The organism is Phyllobacterium sp. LjRoot231 (assembly GCF_964253365.1).
Lineage (GTDB): Bacteria > Pseudomonadota > Alphaproteobacteria > Rhizobiales > Rhizobiaceae > Phyllobacterium.
In genome coordinates this window covers 290,622-306,485 of sequence record NZ_CAXUQT020000004.1, presented here as the reverse complement: position 1 = coordinate 306,485, position 15,864 = coordinate 290,622, and the positions used below count along the sequence as shown (strand labels likewise).

General features: G+C 56.9%; 14 protein-coding genes. 5 read left to right on the top strand and 9 right to left on the bottom strand.

Translation table 11 applies throughout. The features are described from left to right. Positions 1 to 42: 42 nt before the first annotated feature. Positions 43 to 963, bottom strand: coding sequence for a LysR family transcriptional regulator (locus ACSQ3H_RS30045; RefSeq protein WP_436120684.1), 921 nt, complete (start codon positions 961 to 963; stop codon positions 43 to 45). A gap of 178 nt (positions 964 to 1,141) precedes the next feature. On the opposite strand from ACSQ3H_RS30045, the gene ACSQ3H_RS30040 reads away from it, so the two are divergent. The 3 genes from ACSQ3H_RS30040 to ACSQ3H_RS30030 are packed head-to-tail and all read left to right on the top strand — an operon-like array spanning position 1,142 to position 3,599. Beyond that, entirely contained in the window at positions 1,142 to 1,525 is a 384-nt protein-coding gene (locus tag ACSQ3H_RS30040) for a RidA family protein (RefSeq protein ID WP_436120683.1), read from the top strand. A 57-nt stretch (positions 1,526 to 1,582) separates the two neighbouring features. Next, positions 1,583 to 2,608 carry a carbon-nitrogen hydrolase family protein gene (locus ACSQ3H_RS30035; protein ID WP_436120682.1) on the top strand — a complete coding sequence of 342 codons (1,026 nt, stop codon included), beginning with the start codon at positions 1,583 to 1,585 and terminating at the stop codon, positions 2,606 to 2,608. Between the two features lie 4 nt (positions 2,609 to 2,612). After that, positions 2,613 to 3,599: a molybdopterin-dependent oxidoreductase gene (locus ACSQ3H_RS30030; RefSeq protein WP_436120681.1), complete on the top strand. Its 987-nt coding sequence runs from the start codon at positions 2,613 to 2,615 to the stop codon at positions 3,597 to 3,599. A gap of 143 nt (positions 3,600 to 3,742) precedes the next feature. Here ACSQ3H_RS30030 and ACSQ3H_RS30025 read toward each other — a convergent pair whose 3' ends face one another. The 3 genes from ACSQ3H_RS30025 to ACSQ3H_RS30015 all read right to left on the bottom strand — a co-directional run bounded on the left by ACSQ3H_RS30025 (position 3,743) and on the right by ACSQ3H_RS30015 (position 8,118). Further along, complete coding sequence (locus ACSQ3H_RS30025; protein ID WP_436120680.1) at positions 3,743 to 5,089, bottom strand: SLC13 family permease; 1,347 nt, start codon at positions 5,087 to 5,089, stop codon at positions 3,743 to 3,745. Positions 5,090 to 5,185: 96 nt separating this feature from the next. After that, positions 5,186 to 6,700, bottom strand: a complete 1,515-nt coding sequence (locus tag ACSQ3H_RS30020; RefSeq protein WP_436120679.1) for a malonate--CoA ligase — start codon at positions 6,698 to 6,700, stop codon at positions 5,186 to 5,188. Further along, positions 6,697 to 8,118, bottom strand: coding sequence for a malonyl-CoA decarboxylase (locus ACSQ3H_RS30015; RefSeq protein ID WP_436120678.1), 1,422 nt, complete (start codon positions 8,116 to 8,118; stop codon positions 6,697 to 6,699). The genes ACSQ3H_RS30020 and ACSQ3H_RS30015 overlap by 4 nt, the downstream gene beginning before the upstream one ends. 140 nt (positions 8,119 to 8,258) lie before the next feature. On the opposite strand from ACSQ3H_RS30015, the gene ACSQ3H_RS30010 reads away from it, so the two are divergent. Both ACSQ3H_RS30010 and ACSQ3H_RS30005 read left to right on the top strand, forming a co-directional pair. Then, positions 8,259 to 8,909: a GntR family transcriptional regulator gene (locus ACSQ3H_RS30010; protein ID WP_436120677.1), complete on the top strand. Its 651-nt coding sequence runs from the start codon at positions 8,259 to 8,261 to the stop codon at positions 8,907 to 8,909. 9 nt (positions 8,910 to 8,918) lie between these two features. Continuing rightward, positions 8,919 to 9,278, top strand: a complete 360-nt coding sequence (locus ACSQ3H_RS30005; RefSeq protein ID WP_436120676.1) for a hypothetical protein — start codon at positions 8,919 to 8,921, stop codon at positions 9,276 to 9,278. Between the two features lie 28 nt (positions 9,279 to 9,306). Here the strand turns inward: ACSQ3H_RS30005 and ACSQ3H_RS30000 are convergent, their stop codons facing one another. The 5 genes from ACSQ3H_RS30000 to ACSQ3H_RS29980 form a co-directional block, all read right to left on the bottom strand. After that, positions 9,307 to 10,881, bottom strand: a complete 1,575-nt coding sequence (locus tag ACSQ3H_RS30000; RefSeq protein WP_436120830.1) for an ABC transporter substrate-binding protein — start codon at positions 10,879 to 10,881, stop codon at positions 9,307 to 9,309. Positions 10,882 to 11,001: 120 nt separating this feature from the next. Beyond that, positions 11,002 to 11,937: an ABC transporter substrate-binding protein gene (locus ACSQ3H_RS29995; RefSeq protein ID WP_436120675.1), complete on the bottom strand. Its 936-nt coding sequence runs from the start codon at positions 11,935 to 11,937 to the stop codon at positions 11,002 to 11,004. A 132-nt stretch (positions 11,938 to 12,069) separates the two neighbouring features. Then, positions 12,070 to 13,887: an amino acid ABC transporter permease/ATP-binding protein gene (locus tag ACSQ3H_RS29990; protein ID WP_436120674.1), complete on the bottom strand. Its 1,818-nt coding sequence runs from the start codon at positions 13,885 to 13,887 to the stop codon at positions 12,070 to 12,072. Positions 13,888 to 14,114: 227 nt separating this feature from the next. Further along, positions 14,115 to 14,657 carry a GNAT family N-acetyltransferase gene (locus ACSQ3H_RS29985; RefSeq protein WP_436120673.1) on the bottom strand — a complete coding sequence of 181 codons (543 nt, stop codon included), beginning with the start codon at positions 14,655 to 14,657 and terminating at the stop codon, positions 14,115 to 14,117. Between the two features lie 24 nt (positions 14,658 to 14,681). Further along, positions 14,682 to 15,863, bottom strand: coding sequence for a M20 aminoacylase family protein (locus tag ACSQ3H_RS29980; RefSeq protein ID WP_436120672.1), 1,182 nt, complete (start codon positions 15,861 to 15,863; stop codon positions 14,682 to 14,684). Position 15,864 lies beyond the last annotated feature (1 nt).

Genomic DNA, 15,864 nt, shown 5'->3' with positions numbered 1-15,864 from the left:
CAGCAGGCCGGAACTACTCCACTCGCGCCAACTGGCGTAATTTCACCGTGACCAGGGTGCGTTTCTCAGCAAGCGGTGTTCGTCTCGACGAACTAGCTCCTTCAGGAACTGCTTTACGGCTTTCACTCTCGGGAGATAAGCCAAGTCTTGATGTGCCGACATCCAGATTTGGCGCTCGCCGCCCAGCTCTTCGAGCACGGGAATGAGACCAATGTCCAGGCTGCGTGCGAATTCCGGAAGGGCTACGATACCTGCGCCTGCAGACGCGGCAAACATCTGCGACATCATGCTGTTTGAGCTGAACGCAATCTTTGGGGTGGGTACGAGTTCCTCTAGCCACAGAACGCCTTCGAGCTGGACCAGCTCCTCGATATAGCCAACAAAGCGGTGCTCGCTAAGATCCGCCGCTTGAGAGGGAACGCCATTACGCTCCAGATAGGCCTGCGAAGCGAACAAGCCAGTCTTGAAGCGTCCGATCAGCTGACTATCGAGAGCAGTTCCATGTGGCTTGAAGAAGCTTAAGAATAGATCCGCTTCCCGGCGAGCGACCCGAACGGATTGCGGCGATGTTACAAGCTCGAGGACAAGATCAGGGTAGCGACTACTGAGTTCGACGAGGCGCTCGGAAAGATAAAGCGTTGCGATGCCCTCCATCGTGGCTAATCTGACCGTACCGCGTATTTCGTCACGATTGCTCACGTCGCTTCGAAGAGCATTCACGCCGTTCTCGATTTCCTCCGCTCGCCGCATTGTAACCAGCCCGGCCGGTGTCAGCAAAAGTCCGTCCTTGGTCCGTTCGACGAGCGCGCCGCCAACCGTATATTCCAGACGCGCAAGCCGACGCGATACGGTGGAGTGGCTGACTTTCAGTTCCCGGGCGGCTCCTGTCACGCTCTTGCACCGGACGACGATGAGGAAGAGTTTGAGATCGTCCCAATCAAGATGATCAATTGCGCTCGCCATAGTATCCCCGTCTATTTTTGCACAGGGTAGTGCATCCTATTCGGATTGGCGCGCAAATTCGTTCTGTTAGTTTTGAACGTGCAAAGCTGAACGTGCAACGCACAATGAAGCAAAATCACCTGCGGACATGTTGATCGCCTGCAGGTCGCGTTGCTTGAACCTATCTTGGGAGAACGTCATGTCTAGACGAACTGTGAATGCTTCGAACGCGGCGGCAGTGGGACCGTATTCGCACGCGACATGGGCCGGCGACCTGCTGTTCTGCTCCGGGCAAACGCCGCTTGATCCGAGCACCGGCAAACTTGTCGACGGAAATGTTGCTAATCAGACCCGCCAGTGTTTCGATAATCTGTTTCAGGTCCTGGAGGCAGCAGGCCTCGGGCAGGACGATGTCGTATCCGTCAACGTCTATCTCACTGACATGAGTGACTTTGGCCAGATGAATGAGATTTACGCGACGCGTTTTTCATCGCCCTACCCTGCCCGCACCACCATCGGCTGCGCCAGCCTCCCGCTCGGTGCACGCATTGAAATCGGTCTAACGGCAAAACGGCAATCGTGAGCCTGCCTTTGGCGAGCTTGTCGAAATGGCTAATCGCCAACCTTCATAAGTAGAGGAATGTCGACGGGAAAGATGAACTTCAAGGCCGCCGCTGCTCATATTGCCCCCGTTTATCTCAATCCCCAGGCGAGCGCGGAGAAAGCTTGCACCGTAATTGCAGAGACTGCGCGAAACGGCGCATCGCTCGTGGTATTTTCGGAAAGCTTTCTTCCCGGTTTCCCCGTCTGGGCAGCACTTTACGCACCCATTCAATCGCACGAACATTTCAAGCGCTTCTTGAATGCTTCCGTATACGTGGATGGACCTGAAATCGAGCGTGTGCGGAAAGCTGCGTCCGACAACGGTGTTTTCGTTTCAATCGGTTTCTCCGAGCGCAACCCGGCAAGTGTCGCGGGCCTGTGGAATAGCAATGTCCTGATTTCCGATAAGGGTGAGATCCTGATCCACCATCGAAAGCTGGTCGCAACTTTTTTTGAGAAACTGGTTTGGGATCCCGGCGACGGCGCAGGTCTGATCGTCGCAAATACAAGAATCGGCCGTATTGGCGGTCTCATATGCGGGGAAAACACAAATCCACTCGCGCGCTACAGTCTGATGACGCAGGCCGAGCAGGTTCATATAAGCAGTTATCCGCCGATCTGGCCCACTCGCGTTCCGACGCAGAGCGACAACTACGACAACCGGGCGGCCAACCGCATCCGGGCCTCAGCCCATTGTTTCGAGGCCAAGTGCTTCGGCATTGTTGTCGCCGGTCGGTTGGACGAAAGCGCACGCAGATCTATTGCTTTGGCTGACCCCACAATCGCAGCGATCATAGATGCCAGCCCGCAGGCCAGTAGCTTTTTCCTTGGACCAACTGGGGCGCTAATGGGGGATGAAATGATCGATGAAGGTATCGGCTATGCCCATATCGATCTCGACGATTGTGTTGAACCGAAACGATTTCATGACGTCGTTGCTGGTTACAACCGCTTCGATATATTCGACGTCACTGTCAACCGGACACGCCGGAAACCGATCCGGTTCCTAGAAGGTCAGGAGGAATATGAAACCCGCCTCGATGCACCGGCCCGAGAGGAGTAGGGCGATGACGCGGACGGGTATGCATATGCTAAAGAAGGGTTTCTCCTTCCAAGGTCCGGCTGAAGGCGTTCATGCCCTGAAATCCTGGATCACCCCTGAAGACGATCTTTTTTTAGTCACGCATATGGGGTTCGTCGAAATCGATTCAGACCATTGGCATCTCGATATCGATGGCCTCGTGGGCAACCCAACGAGTTTGTGTCTCTCGGACCTTCAAGCCATGCCTCAGCGCGAGTTTATGTCATTTCACGAATGCGCCGGAAGCCCTCTTGCCCCGACACTCGCCAAGCGCAGGATCGGAAATGTGGTTTGGAAAGGGGTGCCGCTGTCGCTTGTTCTGGAACGTGCGAAGATAAGCAAGCAGGCGTCTTTCATCTGGACTTCCGGCCTCGAGTGGGGCGAGTATGCGGGGGTCGAAGAACCCTATCAAAAAGATTTGCCGATCGAGAAAGCACTCGCAGAAGAGGTTCTTCTTGCACTTGAGATCAACGGCCGGCCGCTCACTCCAGAGCGCGGAGGTCCGGTTCGACTGGTTGTGCCGGGTTGGTACGGCACGAACTCCGTAAAGTGGGTTGGTTCGATCACGGCCGCAAACCGGCGGGCGAGCGGCGCCTATACGACGCGCTTCTATAACGATCCCACACCATCAGGGGTGAAGGCAGTTTGGAGTGTCGCCCCGGAGTCCGTTATCGTGTCGCCATCCCCTGATGATCTACTGTTGGCTGATGTGCCAACTAAAATATGGGGTTGGGCTTGGGGAGATCGTGAGATATCAACCGTGGAAGTCAGCGTGGATGGAGGAGGCTCGTGGCAGAAAGCCACTGTAGGTCCGCGCGAGGATAGAAGTTGGCAGCGGTTCGAGTTGCCATGGGCCCCAGCATCCGGCCACCATTTCCTGTTATGTCGCTGCACCAACGAGCATGGCGAAGGACAGCCGCCATCGGCTGCAAGAAACGCAGTGCACTCAGTCCAAGTTCAAGTTGGTGTCTAGGCCCTTGTCTACCGCGAACGAGAGTTGAGACGGCGTAACCAGCGCGTAGAAAAATCCGAAGTCCCTCAAAACTCCGCAGTCGTTCCCAGCCGCAGCAAGCATGCCGAAGAGCATCGGCATGCTTGCAGGATGTACGCTCGGTTTCAGACCAGTCCAGGTACAACGAACACCAGCCAGGCAACGATCGGTCCGATGATGGCAATTAACGCGCTGTAGATCAGCAACTGCCGCAGGACCTGCTCTCGCCTGTCATCCGGCGCATTGGCGACGACAAGCGCACCATTGGTGGAGAACGGGCTGGTGTCAACGATCGTGGTCGAGATCGCGATTGCCGCCACCACGCCGATCGCGCTGACATGGCCCTGCAGGAGAAAGGGAACGGCAAGCGGAATGATGGCGCCGAGCAGCGCGGTCGAGGATGCGAAGGCCGAAACGATGGCGCCCGTAAAGCAAAGCAGGAGCGCGACCAGGAGAGGCATGCCGAGACTGGATATGCCGTTCGCCACATAGTCGACCGTCCCAGCCTTCTCCATGACGCCGACATAGGTGATGATGCCGGCAATCAGCAGGACGGTCGACCAGCTCACCTTGTCGATTGCCGCTTTCTGGGTCTTTGGCGACAGCAGCGCAAGCACGACGGCCACGGTCATGGCGACGAGGCCAACATTGAACTTGAAAACCAGTGCTCCGATGCCGAGCGCCGTCAAGCCGATCAAGGTGGTAATTCTCTCATTGTTCAGGCGCAACGTCGTGGCTGTATCAGCCGCGGTCCCGTAGGCATGCTCCCTGATCGGTTTTGCAGGCGTGCCACCATGGCCTCTGATTGACTCTGATACGCCTTCGGGATGCAGTTCGGGCAAGGGGCCGAATGATGCGGGTTTTTGCTTCATCACCTTTGCGCCGCCGAAAACGAAAAAGACCAGCACGGCGATTGCCAGGTTGAAGAAGAAGCTGGAGAGAAACAGCGATGTTGGAGCGAAAGGCAAACCTGCCTTTGCGACAATCTGATTGGTAATGCCGCCATAGATGCTGATCGGCGAAAAGCCGCCGGCCTGCGCACCATGGATCACCATCAAGCCCATCATGACGGGGTGGATGCGGTATTGCACGGCAAAGCTCAAGGCGACGGGTGCGAGGATGGCGACCGCTGCGGGCCCAAGAGCGCCGAAACCCGTGATGATAGCGGCGACGAGAAACATCACCCAGGGAATCAGACTAATCCGCCCGCGCACCAGCCGCACGGCACATTCGACGAGCCAGTCGATCGTGCCGTTGATCTGCGCGATGGCAAACAGGTAGGTGACGGCGACGAGCGTCAAAAACAGATCACTTGGAAAGCCGGCGAAAATGTCGCTGGTTTTCATCCCGATGATTAGCGAGCCGAGCACGAAGGCGCCGGCAAACGCCAGTGCACCCATGTTGATTGGCTGGATCGTCGCAATGATAAACATGGCCACTAGCAGGCCTATGGACAATAATTCAATACCCATGATTCCCCTCCCTCCGGCGCCTCCAGCGCCGTAGTTGTTGTTTTCAAGATTGATGCGGGATGTCGGCGCACCCTCCTCCCAGAGGGCGCGGTCGCCTTACGTCCTGGTGTAAAGATCGGCGTATTGCTGCCGCAGGATGTTTTTCTGAACCTTTCCCATCGTGTTGCGCGGCAAGTCCTCGGCAAAGATGATGCGCTTGGGTTGTTTGTAGCGTGCAAGACGGTCCTTAAGGGCGCCAACGATGGTCTTTTCATCCAGGACAGCGCCGGGCTTGCACACGACAACGGCTGTTACGCCTTCTCCGAAATCGGGATGCGGCACACCGATCACAGCGCTCTCAACCACCCCCTCGATCTGATCGATCTCGCCCTCGACCTCTTTCGGATAGATGTTGTATCCACCCGAAATCACCAGGTCCTTGCCGCGACCGACGATGTGGACATAGCCGTCGCCGTCAATCTTGCCGAGATCGCCGCTGATGAAGAAACCGTCGGCTGTGAATTCGGCCTCGGTCTTTTCCGGCATGCGCCAATAGCCCTTGAAGACGTTCGGCCCCTTGATCTCGATCATGCCGGTTTGTTCAGGCGGCAGCACGGCGCCGGTGGCGGGATCGGTTACGCGCACCGTCACGCCCGGCAGGGGAAAGCCAACCGTTCCGGCAATGCGTTTGCCGCCAAAAGGATTGGACGTGTTCATATTGGTTTCCGTCATGCCGTAGCGCTCAAGAATTGCGTGACCGGTGCGTGCCTGGAACTCGGTATGCGTTTCTGCAAGCAGTGGAGCCGACCCGGAAATGAAGAGGCGGATGTTGGCGACCGCCTCTTTGTCAAGGCGCGGGCTTTGCAGGAGCCGGACGTAAAAGGTCGGCACACCCATCAGCATCGTTGCCTGCGGCATCAATGAAATGACTTCGTCGGCGTCGAATTTCGACAGCAGGAACATCGAGGCGCCGGCAAGCAGTGTGACGTTGGTGGCAACAAACAGCCCATGCGTGTGAAAGATGGGCAAGGCATGGATCAGCCGCTCATCGGCCGTGACGCGCCAATAGTCGCGCAAGGTCAAGGCATTCGAGAGCAGGTTCCCGTGCGTGAGCATCGCCCCCTTGGAGCGTCCCGTGGTGCCCGACGTGTAGAGGATCGCAGCCAGATCATCCGCGGAGCGCGAGGCATCGACAAAGTCCACCGGCTCATCGCGTGCGAGATCAAGCAACGAGCCGCTGCCATCAGTGTCGAGCGTTTCGACGATCGCGCCGTGGGGTTTTGCAATTTTCTCCACGCCCCCTCGCGCAGCCGACGCCACAACCACCAAACGCGGCTCCGCATCGCCGATAAAGTAATCGAGCTCAGCCAGCGTATATGCGGTATTGAGCGGCAGGTAGACCGCGCCGCTGCGAAGACAGGCGAGATAGAGAATCACTGCCTCGGCACTTTTCTCGACTTGTACTGCCACCCGGTCGCCGGGGCGAATGCCGAGCGCGTCCATCGCGCTGGCAATGCGGCCGGAAAGAGCGAGCGCGTCGTTATAGGTCCATGTGCGCGTGCTATCGATCCGGATAAACGGTGCGTCACCGGGCGCGGCGGCCCGTATCGCGTCGAAAAGATGGTTGCTCACTTTCGCCCTCCTCCAAGCGTTGAGTTCATTATTTGTGCGAATGGCCGCGAGCCTTGTTGGCCGTTACCGCCGCGGCTTTCCTCGTTCTGGTTGAGCAGACCTTTGACGCGCGGCGAGGCAATCACTTCGCCGCGCTGTGCCAGAGCCTCGTGATTGGCCACGATGTAGTCGAGCTTGTAGAGGTAGTTGACCATCAGACCGTGCGCCTGCTGCATTGCCTTGGTCGAGCGGTCGCCGAGAAAATTCAGTCTTTCAAGTCGGGCCCCGTTGCCGAGATGGAAGCGGGCGACAGGGTCGACGGGGCGGCCCTCCGGCGTCCGTTCGATCAAGAAATAGCGCGCAGCAAGAGCTAGCAACACGCGCTCCACTTCGGTCGCTGTATTCTCGTTATCCGGCCAGTTCGGATCGTCAAGCAACATCAGCGTTTCGCGGACCGCTTTCGGCAGGTCAAGGTCGGTGGCCGAGGCGCGCGCCTTGGCAAGCCAACGGGCAAAGCCGGGAACGGGCGACAGCGTGACGAAATTCTTCAGGCCGGGCAGATCTTTGCGCAGGTCATCCACGACCTGCTTGATCAGGAAGTTGCCGAACGAAATTCCCCGCAAGCCATCCTGGCAGTTGGAGATCGAATAGAAAACAGCCGTCGTCGCCTCGTCGGCGTTGATCTGCTCCCTGCCCTCGTCGAGCACATCTCCGATCGCACTCGGCACGGATCGTGTGAGCGCCACCTCGACGAACACGAGCGGTTCGTCGGCCAGTCGCGGGTGAAAGAAGGCAAAGCATCGACGGTCCGCCGGTGCCAAACGACGCCGCAACTCCTCCCAGCCGGCGATCTCGTGCACGGCCTCGTATTTGATGATCTTTTCAAGGATGTAAGCCGGCGTCGACCAGTCGATGGGTCGCAGCGTAAGAAAGCCGCGATTGAACCAGGAGCCGAACAGATGCGTGAAGTCGGCGTCGAGCGCATGATAAGCTGCGGATTGGTCTTTGGAAGCAAGCATCTGCTGGCGCATCTGGACGAGCTTGGCGGTGCCGTTCGGTGCGTGATTTAATCGGCGCATGAGCGCCTGTCGCCGCGGCTCAGCTGCCTGGTGGAGAGCAATGATCGCGGCAGAGCTTTTGTCAGTGCGGTAATTTTCCATCGCTTGGTCGAGCATGGTTGTGTCGGGCCCGAACTTTTCATGAAGCATATGGAGGAATTTTTGCGCGTCCTCGCTCTCGAGTGCGCCAAAGCGTTCGAGGATTTCGGCAGCGAGGGCCATGCCTGACGCTTCGCCCCGGCTCGACAGTAGCATTTCACACAGTGTCTGGAGATCGACCTTGGCTGCAACCTGCGTGGCGCGCGAGCCGGAAAACAGAAGCTGGCGTCCGCGATCCGTAATGCTCTGGAGCATGTCGGTGAAGAAAGAAGTCTCAGACATACCATTCTCCTCTCTTCTGCAGTTTACCGCGCTTCCCATCCTTGGGTTTTGCTTGTAGTATGTAAACTGTCACATTTCGTACACGTAGTCAATCATCGTGTATACAAGAACGCTTGTTATGTATGGAGAATGTAGTGCGGATGTCTGAAAATGTCGGACGATGGCTTCGGGATGAGATTGAAAATGCAATCCTTTCCAACGCGTTCGCCCCTGGTGAACGCCTGGACGAAATGGTGCTTGCCAATCGGTTCGGAGTGTCGCGAACGCCAGTGCGCGAGGCGCTAATGCAGCTCAATGCGATCGGGCTCATAGAAATCCGCCCCCGCCGAGGTGCTGTCGTTATCGATCCGGGACCGCACCGTATCTATGAGATGTTTGAGGTCATGGCGGAGCTCGAGGGCTTGGCCGGCTCGCTCGCCGCCCGACGGCTGGACGAGGAGGCCCGAGAGGCGATCACAGTCGCCCACAAGAGGTGCGAGCTATCCGCCGGTGCCGGTGACAGCGACGCGTATTATTACGACAACGAGGAATTCCATAAGGCCATCTACGCGGCGAGCCGAAGCGATTTCCTTGAGGAGCAATGTGCGCAATTGCACCGGCGCCTGCGACCGTATCGCCGCCTTCAGTTGCGCGTGCGCAACCGCCTGTCGACGTCCTTCTCGGAACATTGCGCCATCGTCGATGCGATCTTCGCCGGAGATAGAGATGAAGCCCGCCGCTTGCTGCGGGAGCATGTCGGCATTCAAGGCGAGAGGTTCAGCGATCTGGTCTCAAGCATGGTAACCAGATGACCCATTTAAATGTCGGCGTGGCAAATCTCAGATAACCGGCTGGCGCCGGTAATCTCAACCAGCGAGCATGAAGGCGTAGACCAGTTTTGCCTCGAGATGCCGCGGACGGTCGGCAACGCAACGGCGAGTGTCCTTTTCAGGCAATGCGAAGAATCGTCTGGCGATTGCCACGATTTTCTCCTGGAGCGCGGAGGATACTCCTTGATTGCTCAGGTGGAAGAAACCGAATGTACGCGCAGCCGCGCGCATATCCTCAAAGAAACCATTTTGCTTCTCCGGGTCGCGGCATCTCGAAAGTCCAATGTCGGCAAGGTCGCCTTGGAAGAGTTGTGGTCCACAAAAAATCCTCATCGTCGATTTCTGGAATGACTATCGCATTTCTCCACGTGCCATGCGATTATTTTGAAATGGGCGACAACGGATTGGTACCGAACGCAGCCAGTTGGTAACCATGAACATTTGACCTGTAGGCAGCAACTTCGATCTGCTGGTACAGCCCGACGAAAGGGCTCGATGCCAACACTTTTCTTTGAAGATCGCGATAGATCCCGGCCCGCTTTACGCTATCGGACTCCAGCAGCGCCGCCCGGGTTTCCCGGGTCAGGTCCGGCACATCCCATGCGTTGCGCCAGGCCAGGGTTTTATTCGTGCCTTCATCGGAATTGTCGGGATTATTCGTGAAAGTGTCGGCGTTCGAGTTGGGATCCCAGTAATCTGTCCCCCAGGGTCCGATGAAGATATCGTGGGTGCGTGCGCGGTATTTCGTCAATGTCTGCTTGCCATCGCCGGGGATGATATCCAGCTTGACACCACCTTGCGCAAAAGTCTGCTGCAGCGATTCCGCAATACCGGTTACAGGCTGGGTATTGCGAACATCGATGGTGACGGAAAAACCATCCTTCAGACCTGCCTTTGCGAGCAGTTCCTTTGCTTTGGCCACATCGAGCCTGTAGGGTTTTTCGTCAAGTTCTCCCAGAATAGCCTCGGGCAGGAAGGTCTGGTGAATTTCGCCAATACCCTTGATCAGCTTGTCGCCGATCGCATCGTAGTCAACGAGATATTTCAATGCCTCGCGCACTTCCGGTTTGGCAAGTTCGGTATTCTTTTGGTTGAGGCCCAGATAGTAGAGGGTTCCCTTCGGCACGCTAGTTGTGGTGACATCCTTGTCCTTGGCGACCTGTTCCAGATCGTTCGGCTCAAGATTGCGCGCAACATCGATATCGCCTTTTTCGAGCAGCAATCGCTGCGCGGCGCTTTCCTTGACGTGGCGATAGATCACCCGGTTGAGCGACGATTTCGCGCCGTAGTAATGGTCGTTGCGCTCCAGCACGACGATCTCGTTGGCACGCCAATCGCGCACCTTCCAGGCGCCTGAACCGGCATAAGCTGTCCTCAACCAGGCATAGCCGAAATCATTGTTGACGGCATGTTCCGAGACGAGTTTCTTGTCGACAACCGAAGCGACGGTTGCCGTCAGGCAGTTCAAGACGAAGCTTGGCGCATAAGACTGATCGACTGTGAAAACGAAGGTCGAGGGATCGGTCGCCTTGGCCTTTTGCACGACATTCTCCGCTGTCAGGCCGAACTGGGTCAGGATAAACGCCGGGCTCTTGTCGAGTTTGACGGACCGTTCGATGGACCAGGCCACGTCATCGGCGGTTATGGGATTGCCGGAGGCGAATTTCAGGCCGGGCTTTAGCTTGAACGTATAGTTCAACCCGTCGTCGGAAATGCTCCAGCTATCGGCAATGTCGGAAATGATTTTCGAAGGATCCTTGTTATCTTGGCGGACCAATCTGTCATAGGTATTTCCGGTGATCTCCCCCGATGAAACTTCAAACGCCTCGGCAGGATCGAGCGTAATAAGCTCATCCAGCGCGAAGGCTTCGACGAGGGTATCGGCTGGCGTTCCCGCGTGCGCGGGTGGCTGGAATGAAAGGGCTGCGACAAGAGGTAGGGCAATTCTTGCCATTCCATAGGATCGCTTGAGCAACTGCGGGCGGGATACTGTCATTTGAAATCCTCGTACTTTGTTGACACGGCGCGAAGAGGAAGCCGCATTTTGGTGCGGCTTCTCGAGATGAGATGCAAATCAGCTGTTCGGCAGTCCGGGAGGGTTGGTTGCAGCCTTGTCAATTGCCTCGGAACCGAGATTCCAGCGGTCGAGAACCTGCTTATATTTCCCGTTGGCGATGAGTTCATTGAGCGCTTCGGTGATGCCGTCGGCGGCACCGCTTCCCTTGCGCGTTGTCACGGCAACTTCCGCCGTGATCGGCCAGCCGCCGCTCACCGTGCCGACGAGCCTGGTCTTGCCATTGACCTTCGCCTTGTAGGCCTGGGTCGCATTTACGCTGAAAACGGCATCAGCACGTCCGGATTCGATAGCGAGGTATTTGACCGCCTCGTCATCGTAGTATTGCACCTCGATCGGCTTCAGGCCGTTGCCGACATTCTGCTTGTCCCAGGCAAGCAGGATTTTCTCTTGGTTTGTGCCCGGATCCGTGATCACTTTTAGACCGGCGATATCCTTTGGCTCCCTGATCGACTTGATGGGGCCATCGGCTTTGACGTAGAAGCCGAGCTCGTCCTTGCGATAGGTTGAGAAATCGAATTTCTCCTTGCGCTGCTCGGTGACCGTCACATTGGAAATGACGGCATCGAACTTCCCGGATTGCAAGCCAAGCGGCCAATCGGCCCAGGCGACTGGAACGAGAACAAGTTGACGCCCGAGGCTGTCTGCGACGAGTTGTGCGAGATCGACATCATATCCAACCACCGTCGTCGCATCTGTTGCATAGGTGCTGAGTGGAGGATTCCCAGGATTCAGACCAATGGTCAGCTTGCCATCGCTGATAAATTTGAAGTCTTTCGAAACGGCCTCGATCGCCTTTTCGCTTTTCTCCGCCCGGACACGATCCTTTTGCTGAGGACTTAGGTCGAAACCATCGCTTGCCGTGTATCCCAGCCCTGCTGTGGCGGCAATTAAACCGCCGGCGATTGCTGATATCAGTGCTAGTCTCTTTGTCATGCTTGGCCCCTTTTCAAAAGTATTGGGTGTTGGTTGACGTCTAGTGGTCGTTTCCAGCCGAGTTCCGGCACAAATCTGTTGGTATTCGTGCGGCTGGAATTCGTATGAGAGCTCAAGGCGCAGCTCCCTTGCTCAGAGAACTTTGGCCAGAAACTCGGCAGTCCGGGCGTTTGCGGGACGGTTCAGGATCTGATCGGGCGAGCCTGTTTCAACAATCTTCCCGGCATCCATGAAGATGACCGTGTCGGCAACTTCGCGGGCAAAACCGATTTCATGTGTCACAATGATCAGTGTGGTGCCGGAGCGCGCGAGCTCCTTGATGACATCCAGAACCTCGCCGACGAGCTCGGGATCGAGTGCCGATGTCGGCTCGTCAAACAACAGTACCTTGGGACGAAGCGCGAGCGCTCGTGCAATAGCAACACGCTGTTGCTGGCCGCCGGAAAGCTGCCGGGGATAGGTGTTGATCTTGTCGCCGAGGCCGACACGGGCGAGCAGGTCGCGTGCAAGGTTGATGGCTTCAGGACGGCTCAGCCGCTTCAGCGAAACCGGCGCTTCTATGACATTCTCAAGCACAGTCAGATGAGGAAAGAGATTGAAACTCTGGAACACCATCCCAACTTCGGCGCGGCGCTTCAGGATGTCTTTCTCCTTCAGCTCATAAAGTGTCCTGCCACTCTTGCGGTATCCGACCAACTCACCGTCGACAGTGATAAAACCATCATCCACACGCTCAAGATGATTGATCGTGCGCAGGAGAGTGGATTTGCCCGAGCCTGATGGACCGAGAATTGCCGTTACGCTTCCGGCCTTGATATCGAGGCGGATATTGTCCAGAACCTTCAACTGTCCAAAGCTTTTTGACACGCCGTGGATTTTCACCGATCCCGGTGCGCGCCATTGCCCGAATGTCTCCCTTTGACCGCCGGTCGTCGGTAGTGGCGGAAGCTCGCCGTGCGAACTGACCAGAGACGCAGGCGCGATTTGCGGCAGCGTGAGGATCGGTGCACCGAACAGACGGCGCAGCGTAGGGCCAAACAGCGGGATCGGCGCATTGCGCAGCGCGCCTTTGGCAAAATATCGCTCGATATAATATTGTGCGACGGAAAGGACCGTCATGATGATCAGGTACCAGACGGTCGCGACCATGAGCAACGGCACAACCTCAAGGTTGCGGCGATAGATCACTTGCACCGTATAGAAGAGTTCCGGCAGGGCGAGCACGTAGACCATGGACGTGCCCTTGGCCAAACTGATGATCTCGTTGAACCCTGTCGGCAAGATGGTGCGCATCGCCTGAGGAAGGACGATCCGGAAAGCCTGCCGCCTGCGTGGGAGGCCGAGTGCAGCCGCTGCCTCGAGCTGACCCTGGTCGACCGACAGGATACCACCCCGGATGATTTCCGAAGAGAAGGCGGCCTGGTTGAGGCTGAGTCCTATCAGGGCTGCCGCAAAGGGGCTCAAGATCGATATCGTCGGATATTCGGCGAAGAGAATATTCGTGTAGGGAACACCGATCCGGACGGTCGCGTAAAGGTAGCCGAGGTTATTGAGTATTAATAGCAGGACGATGAGTGGGATGGAGCGAAGCAGCCAGATATAGGCCCAGGAAAGCCCGCCCAGCAGTGGCGATTTCGAAACCCGGGCCAGAGCCAGAGCCGTGCCAAGCGCGAAGCCAAGCACCGTCGCCAAGGCGGTCAGAAGAAGGGTTCGGGCGAGGCCAGCCAAGACGGGCGCAGCAAAAAACCACTCGGCAAAAACGCCCCAGCCCCACTTCGGGTTAGTGAGTATAGACTGCAAGGTGACGACAATGACGAATGCTGCAAAAAGTGTTCCGAAGAAACGCGCAGGGTACTTTGCCTTGACAATCCTGTAGTGCGTGTAATCCTCACTTCCGCTGGAAGATTGCGGCAGAGAATGAGCATCGGAATAATCTGTCGCAATCGCCATGTTGTTGGATCCTCTTCGCAATACGTGTCATCGAGCTATCCCGGATTGGCCTGATACTTTCCGGGTATAATTTTACTCGACTGATTTAGTAGTGTTTAGAAGAAATAGTCAAAGATAGATGCTGCGTATCATGGGGTTTATCGGAAGCATTGTTGCAAAAATTGCTGCTTCTTGAGCATTACATCCCATGGCGTGTTTGGCGTCAGGATTGCGGTATTTTGCTCCATTCAAGCCGCATGTGTTGAAAGCTTACCGGCTTCTCCGGCCTGCGATGACGTTTGGGCTGCAAGGTTACTGATGTCTTTTTCGAAGGCCAGATGGCCATAGACTTCCGGATCAACATCGACGTCAAAGAGCGCGGTATACCCCGAACGCAGATAGAGCTGGGTCGCCTCCGGCTGCCTGAATCCGGTGGTCAGATAAATGCGCGAATATCCTTGGCGTGCTGCCTGCGCCTCCAGCTCATAGACAACCTTCCGTGCGAGTCCCTGCTGGCGCAAATCAGCATGGGTCCAGATGCGCTTCAGTTCGGCTGTTCGCTCATCATAGCGCTTGAACGCGCCGCCGCCGATGGTCAATCCGTCACGCAACAGCAGGAGGAATGAACCGTGTGGCGGCGCAAAATATTCGGCTGGATAACGGCTCAGTTCATTGCGTGCCGGTTCGCCGAAGTAGTTGCCGTAACGGCTTTCGTATTCTTCGATGAGCGCTTCGATAAGGGGGCGTGCCCTTTCGTCATGGGGAGTGGTGTAGACGAAAACATCAGTCATGATTGTCTCGTTTCCTTTCACAATTCAGGATGGATTCTTGGCAAGATATTCTTCTGCCAGCTTGACCCAGTAGCGGGACGCCGGGGCGATGATCTCGTCATTGAAGTCATAACGCGGGCTGTGCAGTGGCGCGCTGTCGCCATTGCCTATGAAGAGGTAGCTGCCAGGCAACTCTTCCAGCATGAAGGCGAAATCCTCGCTTGCGGAAATCGGCCGGAAATTGCTCTCAACTCTCTCTTCGCCAAAGTGGGTGACGGCGACCTGACGTGCGAATTCCGTCTCGTCAGAGTGGTTGACAAGCACCGGATAGCCTCTCGGATAGTCGATTTCGGCGGTCGCTCCATAGCTCTCAGCCTGTGCCTTGGACAGGTTCGTGATGCGGTGTTTGATCTTTTCACGCACTTCCGCGCGAAAGGTCCGGACCGTCAGTTCGAGTTCGACACTGTCGGGAATGACGTTCGGTGCGATGCCCGCATGAATGGTGCCGACAGTGATGACGGCTGCATCCAGCGGATCGATGTTGCGTGCCACGATGCTCTGCAACGCCATGATCAGGGAAGCGCTGGCGACAACGGGATCGACCGTTTCCTGCGGACGCGCTCCGTGACCGCCCTTCCCCACGATACGGATCGTCACCTTGTCAACCGATGCCATGGCGGGACCTGCAATGAAGCCGAATTGCCCCGTTGCTACGCCGGGCCAGTTGTGCAGGCCAAAGACTGCGTCGCAGGGGAAACGCTCGAACAGGCCATCCCTTATCATGCGGCGAGCACCAGCGCCGCCCTCTTCCGCCGGCTGGAAGATGAGATTGAGAGTGCCGGTGAAATCTCGCGTGTCGGCGAGATAGCGGGCGCTGTTCAGAAGGATGGTGGTATGGCCGTCATGGCCGCAGGCGTGCATCTGGCCTGGGGTGCCGCTGGCATAGGACAGGCCAGTCGTCTCTGTTATCGGCAGTGCGTCCATATCTGCGCGAATGCCAAGGCGTTTCGGACCTTTGCCGTTCTGCAACGTACCAACCACGCCAGTACCGCCGATCCCTGTGGCAACGTCATATCCCCAGGAGCTGAGCTTGTCGGCGACGATCTGGCTGGTCCGATGTTCATTATAGCCGAGCTCAGGGTGGACATGAAGGTCGCGTCGAAGTGCGATCGCCTCGTCGAGAAATCGGTCCAGGCCCGCCGCGACCTTGTCCGGATGATGCGTCATC